Here is an 18,397-nt window from a genome sequence, read left to right as displayed (position 1 = left end):
ACTTGCGTCTCACGTTTTGAGACGCCAGTATCGCTTCGTGGACAAGAGTAGCGGAGTCGGCGTGCTCGACAAGGCGGCGCTGGTCCTGGGCGCGCTCGAGGCCGGCCCGGCGAGCCTGGCCCAGCTGGTATCGGTGACCGGTCTCTCCCGCCCCACGGCGCACCGCCTCGCCGTCGCCCTCGAGCACCACCGTCTCGTGGCGCGCGACCTGCAGGGCCGGTTCGTGCTGGGAGCCCGGCACGCCGAGCTCGCCGCCGCCGCCGGCGAGGACCGGCTGGTGGCCGTCGCGGGACCGCTGCTGAGCGCCCTGCGCGACGCCACGGGCGAGAGCGCGCAGCTCTACCGCCGCCACGGGGAGCACCGCATCTGCATCGCCGTCGCCGAACGGCTGCACGGTCTGCGTGACACCGTCCCGGTCGGCGCCTCCATGACCATGACCGCCGGGTCCGCGGCCCAGGTGCTGCTCGCCTGGGACGACCCGGAGCGGCTCTCGGTGGAGCTCATGGGCGCACGCTTCGACGCGAGCGCCCTCTCGGGCGTCCGGCGGCGCGGCTGGGCCCATTCCAGCGGCGAACGGGAGGCCGGGGTCGCCTCGGTCAGCGCGCCCGTGCGCGGGCCTTCTGGACGCGTCCTGGCGGCCGTCTCGGTGTCCGGCCCCGCGGAGCGCTTCGGTCGCCACCCCGGTCGTCGTCACGCCGACGCGGTGCTCGCCACGGCCGCCGCCTTCGGCGCCGCCCTCGCGCCCCAGACCTGACTGGTTGCCCGGCAACGAAGAAGGCCCCCGGTCAGTGACCGGGAGCCTTGATCTGTAGCCCCGACGGGATTCGAACCCGCGCTACCGCCGTGAGAGGGCGGCGTGCTAGGCCGCTACACAACGGGGCCCTAGCTCAGGAGTTCCGTTCCCGGAACCCGCCTCGGAGAGTCTACCTCCCGGAGCGGTGTGCTCCGGACTGTCGACGTCTGCGACAAGCGCTGGGGTACCAGGACTCGAACCTAGAATAGCTGTACCAGAAACAGCCGTGTTGCCAATTACACCATACCCCATGGTGACTGATCCGAGCGGCGAACCGCCCGAACGAGATGAACTCTAACGCGTCCGCGCCCCGCACCCCAAATCGGCTCCCCGTCGCGCGACCTGAGGCGCGACGGGGAGCCGACGGGGAGCCGACGGGCAGGTCAGAGGGTCGCGCGCAGCCGCCGCAGCCGCGCCAGCGACGACTCGCGACCGAGGATCTCCATCGACTCGAACAACGGCGGGGAGACCCGGCGCCCCGTGACGGCCGTGCGCAACGGGGCGAAGGCGAACTTCGGCTTGATCCCCAGCCCGTCCACCACGGCCGCCCGCAACGCGGTCTCCAGCTCGGCGGTGCTCCACTGCGGCAACGCTTCCAGTGCGCCGAGCGAGGCGTCGAGCACGTCGGCGGCCTCCGGTCGCAGGGCCGTGGTGGCGTCCTCCTCCAGGACGACGTCCGCGTCCGCGACGAAGAGGAACCCGAGCATGCCGGGGGCCTGGCCGAGCAGGGTCATCCGCTCCTGCACGAGCGGGGCGGCCAGGGTGAGCCGCTCCAGCTGCTCCGCGGACGGCTCGGCCGGCAGGACGCCGCCCGTCTGCAGGTAGGGGACCAACCGCTGCCGGAAGTCGTCGGGAGCCAGCAACCGCAGGTGCGCGGCGTTGATCGCCTCGGCCTTGGTCACGTCGAAGCGGGCGGGTGAGGCGTTGACGTCGGCGACGTCGAAGGCGGCCACCATCTCCTCGACGGAGAACACGTCCCGGTCGTCGGCGATGCCCCAGCCGAGCAGGGCGAGGTAGTTCAGCAACCCCTCGCGGACGAACCCCCGGTCGCGGTGGTGGAAGAGGTTCGACTCCGGGTCGCGCTTGGAGAGCTTCTTGTTCCCCTCCCCCATGACGTAGGGCATGTGCCCGAACAACGGGACGGCCTGCGAGACGCCGATGTCCACGAGCGCCTCGTGCAACGCGATCTGGCGGGGGGTGGAGGAGAGCAGGTCCTCCCCGCGCAGGACGTGGGTGATCCCCATCAGGGCGTCGTCGACGGGGTTCACCAGCGTGTAGAGCGGATCGCCGTTGGCGCGCACCAGGACCGGGTCGGGGAAGGACCCGGCCTTGAACTCGATCCGGCCGCGCACGACGTCGTCGAAGGAGTAGTCGCGCCCCTCGGGCAGCCGCAGCCGCAGGGTGGGCTCGCGACCGTCGGCGCGGAACGCGGCGACCTGCTCCGGGGTCAGGTCACGGTCGAAACCGTCGTAGCCCAGGACCTTCGGACGACCGGCGGCCTCGTGGCGGGCCTCGATCTCCTCGGCGGTCGAGAACGACTCGTAGAGGTGCCCGGCCGCGCGCAGTCGTGCGACGACGTCGTCGTAGATCGGGCGGCGCAGGCTCTGCCGGTACGGCTCGTGCGGGCCCCCGACGTCGATGCCCTCGTCCCAGTCCAGCCCCAGCCAGCTCAGCGCGTCGAGGATCTGCGCGTAGCTCTCCTCGCTGTCGCGGGCGGCGTCGGTGTCCTCGATGCGGAACACGAGCTTCCCGCCGGTGTGGCGGGCGTGGGCCCAGTTGAACAGGGCCGTCCGGATGAGGCCGACGTGCGGCGTCCCCGTCGGCGAGGGGCAGAAGCGGACACGGACGGGCGAGGAGCCCGGGGCGGGAGGTGCGGCGATGTCAGTCATGGCGGCCCCAGCCTATTCGCCCACGAGAGTGGTCGCAGAGCGTCACGGGTGGGCCGTTCGGGTGGCACGGACGAACACGCAGCGTCACGCGTGTCAGCGTCGTGGAGACCGCCCCGCTCCCCCGCCGCCCCCTCCGGAGGACCCTCGTGACCCGCCCCTCGCTCCGCCTCGCTACCGCCGCCTTCCTGCTGCCGCTCGCCGCCCTCACCGCCTGCGGTTCGGTGCAGGCCGCCGCCGGCCTGCCCGTGGAGACCGCGACCCCCGCGCGGACCGCCACCCCGACGCCCACCCCGACCGCCACCGTCGCCGTCGAACCCGTCGCCAACGACCTCGCCCTCGGTTCCGCCCACCACGAGCTGCAGGCCGGCGGCATGACCGTGGCCGTCGACTACTGGTCGACGCTGGACATGGGCCGGTGGACCCCGCAGGCCGCGAAGCCGATCCAGCTCGCCGCGACCATCACCGGGCCGAACCTGGGCACCGCGAAGAAGCAGCAGAAGGCCTACGTCAGCGCCTTCACCGTGACCTCCTCCGCCGTCGCGGCCGACGGCACGGTGACCTCCCCGGTCAGCGTCCAGGACGTCTCGCGCCAGACCCCGGGCTACCTGGCCATGGCGCCCTACGCCTACTCGACGTCGTTCGTCATCCCGGCCGTGCCCGTCGGCACCCGCAGCGTGGAACTCCTGATCTCCTACGACGTGCTCGAGCAGAGCGCGCCCGGCGCGAGCGACTACTCCAAGCAGACCGCCAACGACACCATCACCGTGGCGATCGCTCCGGCAGTCACTCCTGGGGTCACTCCTGGGGTCACTCCGGGGAGCTGAACGAGGTCGAGAGGACCCCCAGGCCCTCGATCTCCACCTCGACGCGCTGTCCGGCGCGCACCGGTCCGACCCCGGCCGGGGTCCCGGTCATGATCACGTCGCCGGGCAGCAGCGTCATCGCGGAGGACACGTGGGCGATGATCGCCGGGATGTCGTGGACCATCAGCGACGTCCGGCCGTCCTGGACGACCTCGCTCTGCCCGCCGGTGATGCGACGGGTCTCGATCCGCACGTCGGAGGGGTCGAGGTCGGTCTCGATCCAGGGCCCCAGCGGGGTGAACCCGTCGGCACCCTTCGCCCGCCACCACTGCTTGTCGGGACCCTGCAGCGAGCGCGCGGTGATGTCGTTGGCGATGGTGTAGCCGAAGATCACCTCCTTGACCCGCTCCTTCGGGACGTCCTTGCAGATCCGGCGGATGACGATCGCCAGTTCGCCCTCGTAGTGCAGTTCCTCCCCGGCCCAGGCCGGGATCACCAGCGGGTCGCCGGGACCGGCCACCGAGGTGTTCGGCACGGTGAAGACCAGCGGTTCCTCGGGCACCTCGTTGCCGAGTTCCTCGGCGTGGGCGGCGTAGTTGCGCCCGATCCCGAGCACCTTCGAGCGGGGGATGACCGGCGCGAGCAGCCGGGCGTCGGCCAGCGGGACGCGTTCGCCCGTCGGGCTCAGCGGCGTGAAGAGCGGGTCGCCCGCGACGACGAGGATCTCCTCCTCGCCCGGAGCGCCCTCGACGACGCCGTAGCGCGGGTCGGAACCACTGGAGGAGAACCTGGCGATGCGCATGGCCTCACCCTAGTGACGCGGCGCGACCCCGCCGTCCGACGGGGTGGGAGGGGCCGCCGGGCGGCGGCCCCTCCCCTCAGACCAGTCTGCGCAGCCAGCCGTGGGTGTCCTCGGCCCGGCCGTACTGGATGTCGAGCAGCTTCTCCCGGATCGTCATCGTGACCTCGCCGGCGGAACCGGTCCCGTGCGAGAGTTCCCCGTCCGCCGACACGAGCTTGCCGACCGGGGTGACCGCAGCCGCTGTGCCGCAGGCGAACACCTCGGTGATCCGACCCGAGGCGACCCCCTCGCGCCACTCGTCGATGCTCACGCGGCGCTCGCTGACGTCGTGGCCGAGGTCCTTGGCGAGGTCGATGATCGAGGCGCGGGTGATGCCCTCGAGGATGGTGCCGGTGAGTTCAGGGGTCACGATCGAACCGTCGTCGTGGACGAAGTACAGGTTCATCCCGCCGAGTTCCTCGACGTACTTCTGCTCGGCGGAGTCGAGGAAGCACACCTGGTCGCAGCCGTGCTCGCCCGCCTCGTCCTGCGCGGCGAGGCTGGCGGCGTAGTTCCCGCCGCACTTGGCCGAACCCGTGCCCCCCAGGGCGGCGCGGGAGTAGTTCTGCGACAGCCAGATCGAGACCGGCTTCACCCCGCCGGAGAAGTAGGCGCCGGCCGGGGAGGCGATGACGAGGAACTTCACCTCGTGCGCCGCGCGGACCCCGAGGAACGCCTCGGTGGCGACCATGAACGGACGCAGGTACAGGGAGGACTCCCCACCCGTGGGGACCCAGGCCTCGTCGGCCCGGACCAGCTGGGTGATCGCCTCGAGGAACGTCTCCTCGCCGATCTCGGGCAGCGCGAGACGTCGCGCGGACCGCGCCATGCGCGCCGCGTTGGCCTCGGGACGGAAGGTCCAGACGCTGCCGTCGGCGTGGCGGTAGGCCTTGAGCCCCTCGAAGATCTCCTGCGCGTAGTGCAGCACCGCGGCGGCCGGGTCGAGTTGCAGCGGCCCGTAGGGGACGACGGCGGTGTCGTGCCAGCCCTCGCCCTTCGTCCAGGTGGCGATGGCCATGTGGTCGGTGAAGAACTTCCCGAACCCCGGCGCCCGGAGGATCTCCGCCCGACGCTCCGCCGCGACCGGAGTGGCCGACGGCGTGACGGGGAACGTCAGCCGGGGGGCGGATCCGGTGGGGGTGGCGGTCGGCGTGGCGCTCATGCGCGGTCTCCTCGTGAGCTGACGGTGGTGGATCGACGGTACAGCGCGCTCAGGCGGTCGCGGCGGCGGCCAGCGCGTCGCCGACCTCCGCCGTGGAGCGCGTCCCGACCTCACCGCTCGCCCGGGCGGCCAGGTCCGCGGTGACGGCCGCGTCGACGCGCGCCGCGGCCTCGTCCCGGCCGAGGTGGGAGAGCAGCAGCGAGACCGACAGCACGGCGGCCGTCGGGTCCGCGAGCTGGCGACCCGCGATGTCGGGGGCCGAGCCGTGGACGGGTTCGAACATGCTGGGGGCGGTGCGGTCCGGGTTGACGTTGCCGGACGCGGCGAGGCCGATCCCGCCGGTCACGGCCGCGGCGAGGTCGGTGAGGATGTCGCCGAAGAGGTTGTCGGTGACGATCACGTCGAACCGCGACGGGTCGGTCACCATGAAGATCGTGGCCGCGTCGACGTGCAGGTAGTCGACGGCGACGTCGGGGAACTCCGTCCCGACCGCCTCGACGGTGCGGCGCCACAGGTGCCCGGCGTGCACGAGGACGTTGTGCTTGTGCACCAGCGTGAGCTTGCGGCGCGGACGTGCCGCGGCGCGGGCGAAGGCGTCGCGCACGACGCGCTCGACCCCGAAGGCGGTGTTGACGCTCACCTCGGTGGCGATCTCCTGCGGCGTGCCGACCCGCAGCGCACCGCCGTTGCCGACGTAGGGACCCTCGGTGCCCTCGCGGACGACGACGAAGTCGATGTCGCCCGGGTCACCCAGCGGGCTCGGCACCCCGGGGAACAGCTTCGAGGGGCGCAGGTTGACGTAGTGGTCCAGCGCGAAGCGCAGCTTGAGCAGCAGCCCGCGCTCCAGGACCCCGCTGGGCACGCTCGGGTCACCGACGGCGCCGAGGAGGATCGCGTCGTGACCGCGGACCTCTTCGAGGACGGTGTCGGGCAGCGTCTCCCCCGTGCGGTGGTAGAGCCGGGCGCCGAGGTCGTACTCGGTGGTCGAGACCTTCTGGCCCGCCTGGTCCAGCACCGCGGAGAGCACCTTGAGGGCCTCGACGGTCACCTCCTGGCCGATGCCGTCGCCGGGGATGACCGCGAGTCGCAGGGTGTCCGTCATGCGCGCGAGGCTAGTCGAGACCACGGTCGACCTGTCCAGCATGCGGTCACCTCGTCTCGTCGTGCGGACGGGTCATCCCGCGGGGGGACGGCCCGGATCCCCCCGCGGCCCGACGCCGGCGCCCGCCGGGATCCCTACGCTGTGACGGTGTTGCCGGAACCGAGGCGGAACGTCTTCGACCGCGTCGTGAACTGGACGCGGGCCAACAGCCTGCTCATCGACGCCCTGACCGCCCTCGTCCTGGCGGGGATCGGCTGGCTCAGCAGCCTCTCGGCCGGACTCGCGGGAGGCCTGGCCAGCGCCGTGGTCAGTGCGGGGATGTGCCTGCCGCTGGCGGTCCGTCGACGTCACCCGGAGGTCTCCGGCGGGCTCGTCGCCTTCTTCGGCCTCTCCCAGCTCCTCCTGCCCAGCCCCGCGTTCGGCAACGTCGCGGTCCTCGCCGCGGTGTACGCCCTGGCCGCCTACGCGAAGCCCTGGGCCTCCCGGGGCGGGCTCGCCCTGGGCCTGGCCGGGGCCCTGGTCTGCGCGGTCCGGTTCTTCAGCGGCACCGGGATCGGCGCCGTCGTCCTGCTCAGCGCCTTCATCGGCTTCATGGTGCTGGCCAGCTGGTCGCTGGGGAGCCTGCGCCGTTCCCAGCGCCAGAACGAGGTGGCCCTCGTGGAGCGCGCGCGGCTGCTGGAGAACGAACGGGACAACGAGTCCCGGCTGGCGGCGACCGCGGAACGCCAGCGCATCGCCCGCGAGATGCACGACGTCGTGGCGCACTCGTTGTCGGTGATCATCGCCCAGGCCGACGGCGGGCGCTACGCCGCCCAGGCCGATCCGGCGATCGCGCCGACGGTGCTGGAGACGATCTCCGGCACCGGACGCCAGGCCCTGGCCGACATGCGCAACCTCCTCGGCGTCCTGCGGCAGGGACCCGGCGACGAACTCGCCCCGCAACCGGACGCGCGGATGATCCCGGAACTGGTCGAGCAGGTGCGCACCAGCGGCCTCGAGGTGGAGGCCGAGGTCCTCGGCCCCCCGCGGGAACTGCCGCCGGCGATCGGCCTGGCCGCCTACCGGATCGTCCAGGAGTCGCTGACCAACGTCCTCAAGCACGCCGGTCCGCGGGCCCGGACCCGGGTCGTCGTCCGCTGGGACGACGACGCCCTGCGGCTCGACGTCGAGGACGACGGCCGCGGCGCGGCGTCCATGGTCCAGCCGAGCCCCGGCGGGCAGGGTCTGGTGGGGATGTCGGAGCGGGCCCGGCTGCACGGTGGGTCGGTGACGTCGGGGCCGCGCACCGGTGGGGGTTTCTCCGTGCGGGCGCGCCTTCCCTACAGTTCGTGACGTGAGCGATCCCACCGAACCGATCCGCGTCGTCCTCGTCGACGACCAGCAGCTGGTGCGCGCCGGGTTCCGGATGGTCATCGACTCCCAACCCGACCTGCACGTCGTGGGCGAGGCCTCCGACGGGGCCGACGCCGTGCGGGTCGTCACCTCCACCCCCTGCGACGTCGTGCTGATGGACGTGCGCATGCCCGGTCTCGACGGGATCGAGGCGACGCGGCGCATCACCTCGACCAGCGCCTCGGCGGGCCCCAAGGTCGTGGTGCTGACGACCTTCGACCTCGACGAGTACGTCGTCTCGGCGATCGGTGCGGGGGCGAGCGGTTTCCTGCTCAAGGACGCGCCGCCGGAGGAACTCCTGGCCGCGGTGCGCACGGTGCACTCCGGCGACGCGGTCATCGCGGCGAGTTCCACGCGCCGGCTGCTGCAGCACGTGGGCCCGTTGCTGCGGGCCGGTGCGGCGACTCCCTCCGCTGCGCCGCAGGGGATCCCGACGGACCTGACCCCCCGGGAGCGGGAGGTGCTGGAGTGCATGGCCCACGGGTTGACCAACGGCGAGATCGCCCAGCGCTTCGTCGTCTCCGAGGCGACGGTGAAGACGCACGTCGGACGGGTGCTGGCCAAGACGCACTCGCGCGACCGGGTGCAGGCCGTCGTGCTGGCCTACGCCGCCGGGCTCGTCCAGCCCGGCGACGTGCTGCGCGACGCGCGGTAGGCGCTACGCCCGGGGACGCACCGCGGCGGCCGCACGGGTCGCGCGGTCACGCGCCTGCTCGACGTCGGCCCCCCGGGCCAGGGCGACGCCCATCCGGCGGCGGGTGAAGCTCTCCGGCTTGCCGAACCAGCGCAGGTCGCTGCCGGGCACGGCGAGCGCCTCGGCGGCCCCGTCGGCGGAGATGGCGACGGCGTCGACGCCGCCGTAGATCACGGCGCTGGCGCCGGTGGAGTGCCGTTCGACGTCGACGGGCAGTCCGAGGAGGGCCCGGGCGTGCAGGTCGAACTCGCTGAGGAACTGGGTGGCCAGGGTGACCATGCCGGTGTCGTGCGGGCGGGGGCTGACCTCGCTGAAGAGCACCTCGTCACCGCGGACGAAGAGTTCGACGCCGAACAGCCCGGTGCCGCCGAGGTCGGTGGTGACGGCGGCGGCGATCTCCTGCGCCCGGGCCAGGGCGGTCGGGGACATGGGGTGCGGCTGCCAGCTCTCGACGTAGTCACCCCGTTCCTGGCGGTGCCCGACGGGGTCGCAGAACCGGGTGACGACCTCGCCGTCGGCGTCGAGGGAGCGGACGGTGAGGAGGGTGATCTCGTAGTCGAACTCGACGAAACCCTCGACGATGACCCGGGGTCGCTCGACGCGGGCGCCGGAGCGGGCGTACTCCCACGCCGCCTCGACGTCGGCGGCGGAACGCAGCGTGCTCTGTCCCTTGCCGGAACTGGACACGACGGGTTTCACGACGCACGGGAACCCGATCGTCCCGCCGGTGGCGGCGTGGAGCTCCTCGAGGGAGTCGCAGAACGCGTAGGGGCTCGTGGGCAGGCCCAGGGTCTCCGCCGCGAGGCGGCGGATCCCCTCGCGGTCCATGGTCAACCGGGCGGCCCGGGCGGTGGGGACGACCCGGAACCCCTCGGCCTCCAGCTCGACGAGGACGTCGGTGGCGATGGCCTCGATCTCGGGGACGATCACGTCCGGTCGCTCCTCCCGCAACAGGGCGCGCAGGGCGTCCGGGTCGCTCATCGCGATGGTGCGGGAGTGGTGGGCGACCTGCTGGGCCGGGGCGCCCTCGTAGCGGTCGACGGCGATCGTCTCGACCCCCAGGCGCTGCAGGGCGATGACGACCTCCTTGGCCAGCTCACCGGAGCCGAGCATCAGGACGCGCGTCGCGGACGGGGAGTTCGGGGTGCCGAGGGTGACCACGGGCAGGAGCCTAGGTGCATCGACCACTGGAGTCGGTGGCGTCGGCCCCGCGCCCGGAGCGACGGGAGGACCGTCAGACCACGGGATGACCTCAGGATCCACTCAGGGCCAGACGCTGCGCGGGGCCGCGGTCCCTAGCGTCGAGGGTGTTCGAGAACCCCCGCGATCCTGGGAGAACCACCGTGTCCGAGTTCCACGACAGTTCCGCGGTCCGTGCCGTGGGTCTGCGCAAGACCTACGGCCGCGGTGACGCCGTCGTGCACGCCCTCGCCGGGGTGGACGTCGAGTTCACCCGGGGCGAGTTCACCGCGATCATGGGCCCCTCGGGTTCCGGCAAGTCCACCTTGATGCACTGCCTCGCAGGCCTCGACGTCGCCTCCGCGGGGCAGGTCTTCCTCGGTGACACCGAACTCACCGCCCTGAAGGACGCCGAGCTCACCCGGCTGCGACGGGACCGGATCGGTTTCGTGTTCCAGAGCTTCAACCTGCTGCCCGTCCTCGACGCCGAGGAGAACATGCTGCTGCCGCTGCGCCTGGCGGGCCGGGAGCCCGACGCGGCCTGGCGCGACGACGTCGTCCACCGGCTCGGGCTGACCGACCGGCTCCGGCACCGCCCGCACGAACTCTCCGGTGGGCAGCAGCAGCGCGTCGCCGTCGCCCGCGCGCTGCTCCCCCGCCCCGACGTCGTCTTCGCCGACGAACCCACCGGGAACCTCGACTCCCGCGCCGGCGCGGAGGTCCTCAGCCTGCTGCGCGGCAGCGTTCGCGAGGTCGGCCAGACCGTCGTGATGGTGACCCACGACCCGGTCGCGGCGAGCTACGCCGACCGCGTCGTCCTCATCGCCGACGGCGGTCTCGCGGGTGGGCTGACCAGCCCCACCCCGGACGACGTCATCGACGCCCTGCGCACCCTGGGGGTCTGAACCGTGCTCCGGGTGACCCTGGCCCAGTTGCGTGCGCACGGCGCACGCGTGCTCGCCTCCTGCCTCGCGATCGTCATCGCAGTGGGTTTCGTGGTGGCGACCCTGTCCCTGAACGCGACGGCGAAGGCCGCTGTCCTGCAGGGGGTCGGCGCGCAGTTCGTCGCCAGCGACGTCGTCGTGACCCCGAGCGACCCCTACGCCAAGGACCAGCCGCTCACCGCCCTCGAACCCGTGGTGGCGGCCCTGCCGGGCGTCGCCGCGGTCGCGGGTGACCTCTCCACCTCCGTCGAGGTGCGACTGCCGGACCGGACCGGTGCGACGTCGGCGCAGGCCCGCAGCCTCGGCAGCCCGGGGACGCTGCGGTGGCAGCACGTCAGCAGCGGCCGCCTGCCGCAGGACGCGGACGAGATCGCCGTCTCCGACCGCGTCGACGTCGCGCCCGGGACGCGGATCGCCCTCACGTACTACCCCGTGGGCGACGACGCCTCCGGGTCCCCGGAACCCGTCACCCAGCAGGTGACCGTCGTCGGGACCGTCGACCTCGCCGGGGACCCCCGCGCGGGCCTGGTGCCGACGGTCTTCGGCACCGACGAGGCGGTCACCGCGTGGGGCGCGGGATCCCCCGACCGACTGCGGGTGGCCGCCGCTCCGGGGACCGACCGCACCGGGCTGCTGGAGAGGATCACTGCGGCCGCGCCGGCCTCGGTGACCGTCACCACCGGCGAGCAGGCCGCGCAGGACGTCGCCGACTCCTTCACCGGGGACGCGCAGAGCCTGACCAGCGTCCTGCTGGCCTTCGGGGCGATCGCCGTCCTCGTCGCCGGGCTCGTCATCGCGAACACCTTCGCGGTGCTGCTGGCCCAGCGGACCCGCGAGCTCGCCCTGCTCCGCTGCGTGGGTGCGGACCGCGGCCAGATCGGTCGCAGCGTCCTGGGCGAGGCGTTCGTCGTCGGGCTGCTCGCCTCGGTCGTCGGTGTGCTGGCCGGGTCCGGTCTCGCCCGGGTCGTGGCGGGGCTCGCGGGTCGCGTCGACTCCCCCATCCCGTTGACCGACGTCGTCCTGCCCCCCTCCGCGGTCCTCGCGGGTCTCGTCCTCGGCACCGTGGTGACGGTCCTCGCCGCGCTCGCCCCGGCACGGGCCGCGACCCGGGTCGCGCCGCTGGCCGCGCTGCGGCCGCTGTCCACCGCTCCGGTGCGCTCCCGGGCCGGCGTCGTGCGCCTCGTGCTCGGTCTCGTGGTGACCGTCCCCGCCACCGCCGCCATGGTCGTGCTGGCCGCCGGTGGCCAGCTCCTGGGTGCCCTCGTCGCGGGAGCCCTCAGCTTCCTCGGGTTCCTGCTGCTGGCCCAGCACCTCGTGCCGGCGCTCGTCGCCCTGGCGGGCCGGCCGTTCCGACGCCTGGGCGGGGTACCGGCCCGACTCGCCGCCGGGAACTCGCTCCGCAACCCCCGGCGCACGGCCGCCACCGCCACCGCCCTGGTCATCGGGGTGACGCTGACGACGGCCATGGTCGTCGGGACCTCCTCGACACGGGTCAGCGCCCTGCGCGCCATGGACGCCGGCTACCCGACCGACGTGGTCGCCACCGCCTCGCAGCCCTGGGGGTCCGACGTCGTGGCCGCGGTGCGCGGGGTCGACGGCGTCGCCGGTCTCGCGCTGGTCGAGAACCTGGACCTCACGACCGCGGACGGTTCGCTGAACCTCACGGTCGACGCCGTCGACCCGGCCGCGGCGGGCGCCGTCGTGCGCTCGCAGCAGCGCTCGCCCCTGCCCCGGGCCGGTCAGATCGTCCTCCCGGCCACCCTCGGTGCCGGTCTCTCCGACGGGGACACGCTGGCCCTGCAGGTCCTCGACGACGCCGGCGCGCCGAGCGGCGCCGCCGTCCCGTTCACCGTCCGGGTCGCCCCGGACAGCCAGTCCCCGGCGGTCATCACCCAGGCCGACGCGCAGCGGCTGCGGAGCGACCTCGAGCCGACGGGCGCCTGGATCCGCCTCGCCGACGGGGACACCGGGGCCCAGGCCGCGGCGACGGACCGGATCTCGGAGGCCCTCGCCCAGGTCCTGCCCTCCAGCGACGTCCAGGGCATCGCCAGCCTGCGCAACTCCCTGGACCAGCTCCTCACGACGATGCTCCTCATCGTGACCGGGTTGCTGGCCGTGGCCGTCGTCATCGCCCTCATCGGGGTCGGCAACACCCTCGCCCTCTCCGTCGTCGAACGACGGCAGGAGTCAGGCCTGCTGCGGGCCCTGGGGCTGACCCGCGGCCAGCTGCGCGCCGTGCTGGCCTGGGAGGCGCTGCTCGTGGCCGGGGTCGCCGCGGTGCTGGGGGTGGTCCTCGGCACCGGGTACGGCCTGGCCGGGACGGCCTCGGTGCTCAGCGCCGAGATGCCGGTCGTGCTCGCCGTGCCGTGGGGTCAGGTCGGGGGGATCGTCGTCGTCGCCGCGCTCGCCGGCGTGCTCGCCTCGGTGCTGCCGGCACGACGTGCGGCGAGGACACCCCCGGTCGCCGCCATCGCCGACTGACCCTGAGACGCTGTCGGCATGGCTGTCGTGAAGATCAACGCGATCGAGGTCCCCGAGGACGGCGGGCCCGAGCTGGAGCGCCGGTTCGGCGCCCGCATGGGTGCGGTCGAGGGAACTCCCGGGTTCCTCGGTTTCGAACTCCTGCGCCCCGTCGCGGGCGAGACCCGCTACTTCGTCTACACGAAGTGGGAGAGCGAGGAGGCGTTCCAGGGCTGGGCGAACGGCGGTGCCAAGGCCGCCCACGCGGGTGAGCGGGCCCGACCCGTCGCCACCGGCGCCTCGCTGCTGGAGTTCGAGGTCGTCCTCGGCGCCGACCCGAGCTGATCCCGGACCGATGAGGATCGACTCCGCGGGCCACGTCCCGGGAGCACCCACGCTGGTGCTCCCGGGGCGTGGCTACGACGCCGACCGGCCCGTCCTGCGGGTGGTCCGCGACGAACTGCTCGCCGCCGGGCACCGGGTGCTGACCCTCTCCTGGGACGGTCCCGCCCCCACCGCGGCGGACACCCCCGACCTGGTGCGGGCCCTGCTGCACGACCTCCGCCCGAACTTCGTGGTCGCGAAGTCGCTGACCACGCTGGCCCTGCCCGTGGCCGCGGACCTGGCGCTCGCGGGGATCTGGCTGACCCCGCTGCTGGACGAACCGGCGGTGGGGCTCGCCGCCGCCCGCTCGCACGCGCACACCCTGCTCGTCGGCGGGACGGCCGACCCGTCGTGGAACCGGACCCTGGCTCACGAGAGCGACCGCGAGGTCCTCGAGTTCGTCGGCGCCGACCACGTCCTGGAGTTCCCCGGGGACCCCGCGGCGACCGCCGACGCCCTGGACCGGTTGCGCGCCGGGGTGCGCGAATTCCTGGGCTAGAACTCGAACGGGGCTAGAAGTCGAAGAGGTTGCCCCGCAACCCGCCGCCGCCGTACCCGCTGCGCAGGATCCCCCGCCGGCGCAGCACCGGGACGAGGTCGTCCAGGAACCGGTGCAACGTCACCGGGTGCAGGTCTCCGGAGAGCAGGAACCCGTCGTTGTCGGCGTCCGCACCGAACTCCTCCACGAGGTCGGCGAACTCCTCCGCCGTCCCGACCAACCCGCTGCGGTCGCCGAGACGCCCCTTGCGGGCCTTGCGGGCCAGCAGTTCCCGCAGCGGGGCGTCCGGGGTGTCCCCGCGCAACGCGGTGAGGGTGCCGAGCGAGACGTGGTCGCCGAACACCGCGGGATCGATGGGCGCGTCCAGCGGGAGGGCCGTGAGGTCGGTCTCGAGGTCGCTGGACCAGGCGAGCGCCACCTCGTGCAGGACGGCGTCGGAGGCGTGGCGGGAGGCAGCGACGACCCGGTCGGCTTCCTCCCGGCTGGCGAGCAGTTCCGGTTTGACGACGAACAGCACGCGGACGTCCGCGGGTTTGCGACCGGCGAGCGCGGCGGCCGCCAGCACCTTCGCCCGGTAGGCCCGCACCTCCTCGACCTGCAGCGGCGCCAGCGCCAGCTGCACGTCGGAACGCGACCCGGCGAAACCCAGGCCGCGCGCGGAACCCCCGGGCGAGACGACCACCGGGTCCCCGCCGTCGAAGGGCAGCGCGTTCAGCGGTCCGTCGAGGCGGAAGTGCTCCCCCCGGTGCTGGAACGCGTCGATCTTCGACCCGTCGGCGAAGTGCCCGGTCTCGGCGTCCGCGACGAGGGCGTCCGCGTCCCAGCTGTGCCACAACCGGCGGACGACGTCGATCCACTCCTCGGCGCGGTCGTAGGCGACGTCGTGCGCGACGGGTTCGAGTCCGACGTGGCGGGCGCTGCCGACGTCGGTCACCAGGTTGATCCCGAACCGGTCGCCGGAGAGGTGCTGCAGGGTCGCGGCCTGCCGGGCGGCGAGGTAGGGCGGGGTGATCCCCGCGTTGATCGTGGGGACGACGCCGAGGTGCCGGGTCGCCGCGAACAGGTACGGGGCGAGCAGCAGCGGGTCGTGCTTGGGCCCGCCGTAGGCGGCGCGGACCCGCAGGTCGAGGGTGTCGGGGTTGCCGAGCGAGATGGCGTCCTCGATGACCACGAGGTCGAAACCCGCGCGTTCGAGGTCGCGGACCGCGTGGGCGTAGAGGTCGGGACGCGTCCAGTCGTCGTTCCACGCCTGGTAGTCCCGGCCCCAGCCCTGCGGGCCGAAACCCCGGGAGAAGAAGTACCCGAAGTGCTGCAGGCGCGTCACCTCAGACCGCCACCGGGAGCTCGGCGGGAACCGTGGCGGCGAGGGCGAGCTCCAGGTCGGCGAGCAGGTCCTCGGGTTCCTCCAGCCCGATCGAGAGCCGCACCAGTCCCGGCCAGATCCCGGCGGCGAGGCGTTCGGCCTCGGTGCGGTGGGCGTGCGTCGTGCTCCCCGGGTGGATGACCAGCGAGCGGACGTCGCCGACGTGGGTTATCCGGGTGAACAGCTCGACGGCGTCGACGAAGCGTTGCGCCGCAGCCCGTCCACCCTCGAGGGTGAAGGAGAACACCGCGCCGCTGCCCCGCGGCAGCAACCGCTGCGCGACCGCGGAGGTCCCGTGGCCGGGGAGTCCTGCGTGGTCGACGCTCACGACCTCCGGACGCGCCGCCAACCAGCGGGCGAGTTCCAGGGCCGTCGACGTCTGGCGCGCCACCCGCAACGACAGGGTCTCCAGGCCCTGCTGGACCAGGAAGGCGTTGAACGGGGAGATCGTCGGCCCGAACCGCGAGGCGACGACGGCCCGGGTGTGCTCGACGTAGGCCCGTCGCGGCCCGTGCGCCTCGACCCAGCTGACCCCGGCGAGGACGTTCGCCGGAGCGGTCAGGTGGTCGAACCCGCTCCAGTCGAACGAACCGCCCGTGACGATCGCGCCACCCAGGGCCGCCCCGTGCCCGGCGAGGAACTTGCTCGCGGAGTGCACGACGACGTCGGCGCCGTGGTCGAGGGGGCGCAACAGGTAGGGCGTGGCGAAGGTGTTGTCGACGACGAGCGGGATGCCGTGCCGGTGGGCCACGGCGGCGACGACGGGCACGTCGAGGACGACGTTCTTCGGGTTCGCGATCGACTCGGCGAAGAACACCCGGGTCTCGGGGCGCACCGCCGCCTCCCACGCCGCGGGGTCGGTGCTGTCGGCGACGAAGTCGACGGTGATCCCGAGCCGGCCGAAGTTGTCCACGAGCAGGCCGCGAGACCCCTCGTAGAGGTCCCCCGCGGCGACGACGTGGTCGCCGGCGCCGAGGACGCCGAGCAGGGCCACCGTGATCGCGGCCTGGCCGGTGCCGACGACGATCGCGTCGCTGCCGTGCTCGAGGACGGCGAGGCGCTGCTCCAGCGCCGTCGTCGTGGGGTTGGCCATCCGGGTGTAGACGTAGCCGTCGTCCTCACCGGCGAAGCGGGCACGCGCTTGCTCGAAGTCGTCGAAGACGAAACCGGCGGTCAGGTGGACGGGGGTGACGCGGGAACCGGTCGCGGGGTCGGGTGAGGAACCGGCGTGGACCTGCTGGGTGGCGAAACCGTGCTGGGACGGGACGTGCGGCATCGACGGAACCTTCCGGGGAGCGTGAACGGGGGACCTGGCGGGCGTTCAGGCCCGACAGGTCATCCCGGCGCTGCGCAGGAGGTCGATCACGAGACGGCGCGTCAGGCGGTGTTCAGGCACGGAGCTTCTCCCATCGGTCCTGGCGGAAGCACCAACCCGAAGGCGGTTGCTGCGGCGTCGACGAGCCAGGTCTCTCGGCCGCTCTGGATGGCTCCTCCAGTGAACGGTGACCGCGGGTCCCGTGTCAAGCGCTTCACCCGGTCGGGGCGCAGGTAGCGTGCCCGCTCGTGATCCTCACCGCGATGCTCTTCTACCCCGGGGGCGAGCACCTCACGAGCTGGCGGCTCCCGGGCGGGCGCCCGGACGACTACCTCACCCACGGCTACTACGAGGACTTCGCCCGCACCGCGGAGCGCGGCGGGTTCACGGCGTTGTTCTACGCCGACGAGCTCTACGTGTGGGACCGCTTCCCCTCCGGGGTCGAGCACGTCGCCAACGTCCGCCCGGAACCCTTCGGGCTCCTGGGCGCGCTCACCCGCAGCACGGAACGCATCGGGCTGGTCGCCACCGTCTCCACGACGTGGAACCAGCCCTTCCACACCGCCCGTCAGGTCGGTTCGCTGGACTTCCTGAGCTCGGGGCGGGCCGGGTGGAACCTGGTGACCTCGGCCAGCGACGAGGAGGCGCGCAACTTCGGTCTCGACGTGAACCTGGACCACGCCGCGCGCTACCGCCGGGCGGGCGAGTACGTCGAGGTCGTGCAGGGCCTGTGGGACAGCTGGGACGACGACGCGATCCGGCCCGACGTCACCTCGGGCCGCTACGCCGACCCGGCGGGGATGCACGTCCTCGACCACGAGGGTGAGTTCTTCCGCGTCCGCGGTCCGCTGAACCTGCCCCGCCCGCCGCAGGGCCACCCGGTGCTGTTCCAGGCCGGTTCCTCCGAGGACGGCCGCCGGTTGGCCGGGAAGCACGCCGAAGCGGTCTTCGTCCCCGGCAGCGCCCCGCTGCAGGGCGCTCGGAAGCTCGCCGACGACTACAAGCGCCGCGCCGCGGACAACGGCCGCGACCCCGCCCACCTCAAGGTCCTCCCCGCCCTCTCCCCCGTCCTCGGCGAGACGCCGGAACGCGCCCTCGAACGGGTGGACGAGATCGAGGCGCTGACCCCGGACCGCCTCAGCCTCGACTGGCTCTCCCACCACCTCGGGGTCGACCTGTCGGGCCACCCCCTCGACGAACGGTTCGAGTTCGACTTCAGCGGCGGGTCGAACCAGGTGCAGACGGTGTTCGAGGGGGTCCGCAAGCTCATGGAGCGGCAGTCGGACCCGGAGCGGTTCACGGTGCGCGACCTGTACCGGACGATGCTGCGCCGCCGGTTCCTGCCCGGGACGCCCGAGCAGGTCGCGGACTGGATGGTGGAACGCTTCGAGAACGGGGCCGCCGACGGTTTCACCCTCGCGTTCTCCTCCGTCCCCGCGGGGCTCGAGGAGTTCGTCGAGCAGGTGGTGCCGCTGCTCGTGCGACGTGGTGCGCTGCCGCCGGAACTGCCCGCGGCGACCCTGCGCGAGAACATGGGGCTGCCCGTCCCGCCGAGTCGCTACGCCTGAGAGGCCCGC

16 protein-coding genes, 2 tRNA genes and 1 riboswitch are annotated in these 18,397 nt (G+C 73.2%); of the genes, 9 read left to right on the top strand and 9 right to left on the bottom strand.

From position 1 onward, the window contains the following. Positions 1 to 37: 37 nt before the first annotated feature. Positions 38 to 754: an IclR family transcriptional regulator C-terminal domain-containing protein gene (locus tag SJY07_RS21740; protein WP_328292124.1), complete on the top strand. Its 717-nt coding sequence runs from the start codon at positions 38 to 40 to the stop codon at positions 752 to 754. A 55-nt stretch (positions 755 to 809) separates the two neighbouring features. Here SJY07_RS21740 and SJY07_RS21735 read toward each other — a convergent pair. The 3 genes from SJY07_RS21735 to gltX form a co-directional block, all read right to left on the bottom strand. After that, positions 810 to 882 (bottom strand) — tRNA-Glu (locus SJY07_RS21735). A gap of 90 nt (positions 883 to 972) precedes the next feature. Next, positions 973 to 1,044: transfer RNA gene (locus SJY07_RS21730), tRNA-Gln, on the bottom strand. 132 nt (positions 1,045 to 1,176) lie between these two features. Continuing rightward, on the bottom strand, positions 1,177 to 2,682 hold the full coding sequence (gene gltX, locus SJY07_RS21725; protein ID WP_328292125.1) for a glutamate--tRNA ligase: 1,506 nt from the start codon (positions 2,680 to 2,682) through the stop codon (positions 1,177 to 1,179). A gap of 146 nt (positions 2,683 to 2,828) precedes the next feature. Between gltX and SJY07_RS21720 the strand changes: the two genes are divergently transcribed. Beyond that, entirely contained in the window at positions 2,829 to 3,506 is a 678-nt protein-coding gene (locus SJY07_RS21720) for a hypothetical protein (RefSeq protein WP_380161517.1), read from the top strand. Here the strand turns inward: SJY07_RS21720 and SJY07_RS21715 are convergent. The 3 genes from SJY07_RS21715 to SJY07_RS21705 all read right to left on the bottom strand — a co-directional run bounded on the left by SJY07_RS21715 (position 3,490) and on the right by SJY07_RS21705 (position 6,590). Next, positions 3,490 to 4,287 carry a fumarylacetoacetate hydrolase family protein gene (locus SJY07_RS21715; protein WP_328292127.1) on the bottom strand — a complete coding sequence of 266 codons (798 nt, stop codon included), beginning with the start codon at positions 4,285 to 4,287 and terminating at the stop codon, positions 3,490 to 3,492. The genes SJY07_RS21720 and SJY07_RS21715 overlap by 17 nt on opposite strands. 76 nt (positions 4,288 to 4,363) lie before the next feature. Then, on the bottom strand, positions 4,364 to 5,488 hold the full coding sequence (locus tag SJY07_RS21710) for a branched-chain amino acid aminotransferase (protein WP_328292128.1): 1,125 nt from the start codon (positions 5,486 to 5,488) through the stop codon (positions 4,364 to 4,366). A 49-nt stretch (positions 5,489 to 5,537) separates the two neighbouring features. Then, entirely contained in the window at positions 5,538 to 6,590 is a 1,053-nt protein-coding gene (locus tag SJY07_RS21705; protein ID WP_328292129.1) for a 3-isopropylmalate dehydrogenase, read from the bottom strand. 147 nt (positions 6,591 to 6,737) lie between these two features. On the opposite strand from SJY07_RS21705, the gene SJY07_RS21700 reads away from it, so the two are divergent. Both SJY07_RS21700 and SJY07_RS21695 read left to right on the top strand, forming a co-directional pair. Next, positions 6,738 to 7,922 (top strand): sensor histidine kinase, encoded by a 1,185-nt coding sequence (locus SJY07_RS21700; RefSeq protein ID WP_380161516.1) that lies wholly within the window; start codon positions 6,738 to 6,740, stop codon positions 7,920 to 7,922. A 1-nt stretch (position 7,923) separates the two neighbouring features. Beyond that, entirely contained in the window at positions 7,924 to 8,637 is a 714-nt protein-coding gene (locus SJY07_RS21695; RefSeq protein ID WP_380161515.1) for a response regulator, read from the top strand. Positions 8,638 to 8,640: 3 nt separating this feature from the next. On the opposite strand, the gene purT is transcribed toward SJY07_RS21695, so the two are convergent. Then, complete coding sequence (gene purT / locus SJY07_RS21690) at positions 8,641 to 9,837, bottom strand: formate-dependent phosphoribosylglycinamide formyltransferase (RefSeq protein ID WP_380161514.1); 1,197 nt, start codon at positions 9,835 to 9,837, stop codon at positions 8,641 to 8,643. A gap of 182 nt (positions 9,838 to 10,019) precedes the next feature. Here purT and SJY07_RS21685 point away from each other — a divergent pair, with 182 nt between their 5' ends. From SJY07_RS21685 to SJY07_RS21670, 4 genes are read left to right on the top strand one after another with little or no spacing between them, the layout of a single operon-like run. Beyond that, positions 10,020 to 10,760, top strand: coding sequence for an ABC transporter ATP-binding protein (locus SJY07_RS21685; RefSeq protein WP_380161513.1), 741 nt, complete (start codon positions 10,020 to 10,022; stop codon positions 10,758 to 10,760). 12 nt (positions 10,761 to 10,772) lie between these two features. Then, positions 10,773 to 13,280 carry an ABC transporter permease gene (locus SJY07_RS21680; protein WP_380161512.1) on the top strand — a complete coding sequence of 836 codons (2,508 nt, stop codon included), beginning with the start codon at positions 10,773 to 10,775 and terminating at the stop codon, positions 13,278 to 13,280. A gap of 18 nt (positions 13,281 to 13,298) precedes the next feature. Continuing rightward, a complete protein-coding gene (locus tag SJY07_RS21675) occupies positions 13,299 to 13,604 on the top strand; it encodes an antibiotic biosynthesis monooxygenase family protein (RefSeq protein WP_380161511.1) in 306 nt (101 codons plus the stop codon). Positions 13,605 to 13,614: 10 nt separating this feature from the next. Then, the gene (locus SJY07_RS21670; protein ID WP_380161510.1) at positions 13,615 to 14,142 is read left to right on the top strand and encodes an alpha/beta hydrolase; all 528 of its coding nucleotides are present in this window, start codon (positions 13,615 to 13,617) and stop codon (positions 14,140 to 14,142) included. A 13-nt stretch (positions 14,143 to 14,155) separates the two neighbouring features. On the opposite strand, the gene SJY07_RS21665 is transcribed toward SJY07_RS21670, so the two are convergent. Together SJY07_RS21665 and SJY07_RS21660 are read right to left on the bottom strand one after the other, a co-directional pair. Continuing rightward, positions 14,156 to 15,466 (bottom strand): LLM class flavin-dependent oxidoreductase, encoded by a 1,311-nt coding sequence (locus SJY07_RS21665; protein WP_380161509.1) that lies wholly within the window; start codon positions 15,464 to 15,466, stop codon positions 14,156 to 14,158. A 1-nt stretch (position 15,467) separates the two neighbouring features. Then, positions 15,468 to 16,781, bottom strand: coding sequence for an O-acetylhomoserine aminocarboxypropyltransferase/cysteine synthase family protein (locus tag SJY07_RS21660; RefSeq protein WP_380161508.1), 1,314 nt, complete (start codon positions 16,779 to 16,781; stop codon positions 15,468 to 15,470). Positions 16,782 to 16,908: 127 nt separating this feature from the next. Then, positions 16,909 to 16,995: riboswitch (SAM riboswitch) on the bottom strand. A 73-nt stretch (positions 16,996 to 17,068) separates the two neighbouring features. On the opposite strand from SJY07_RS21660, the gene SJY07_RS21655 reads away from it, so the two are divergent. Further along, positions 17,069 to 18,388, top strand: coding sequence for an NtaA/DmoA family FMN-dependent monooxygenase (locus tag SJY07_RS21655; protein WP_380161507.1), 1,320 nt, complete (start codon positions 17,069 to 17,071; stop codon positions 18,386 to 18,388). The last annotated feature ends 9 nt before the right edge of the window (positions 18,389 to 18,397 follow it).

This window comes from Kineococcus sp. R86509, assembly GCF_042466365.1.
Lineage (GTDB): Bacteria > Actinomycetota > Actinomycetes > Actinomycetales > Kineococcaceae > Kineococcus.
Note: the sequence above shows the minus strand (reverse complement) of the source record. Positions and strands in the feature narration are given on the sequence as shown.

Excerpts from the sequence above, each read along its gene's own strand:
- SJY07_RS21660 (WP_380161508.1), bottom strand. The coding sequence starts at position 16,781 with ATGCCGCACGTCCCGTCCCAGCACGGTTTCGCCACCCAGCAGGTCCAC.
- SJY07_RS21705 (WP_328292129.1), bottom strand. The coding sequence starts at position 6,590 with ATGACGGACACCCTGCGACTCGCGGTCATCCCCGGCGACGGCATCGGC.
- SJY07_RS21710 (WP_328292128.1), bottom strand. The coding sequence starts at position 5,488 with ATGAGCGCCACGCCGACCGCCACCCCCACCGGATCCGCCCCCCGGCTG.
- SJY07_RS21715 (WP_328292127.1), bottom strand. The coding sequence starts at position 4,287 with ATGCGCATCGCCAGGTTCTCCTCCAGTGGTTCCGACCCGCGCTACGGC.
- SJY07_RS21675 (WP_380161511.1), top strand. The coding sequence starts at position 13,299 with ATGGCTGTCGTGAAGATCAACGCGATCGAGGTCCCCGAGGACGGCGGG.
- SJY07_RS21670 (WP_380161510.1), top strand. The coding sequence starts at position 13,615 with ATGAGGATCGACTCCGCGGGCCACGTCCCGGGAGCACCCACGCTGGTG.
- gltX (WP_328292125.1), bottom strand. The coding sequence starts at position 2,682 with ATGACTGACATCGCCGCACCTCCCGCCCCGGGCTCCTCGCCCGTCCGT.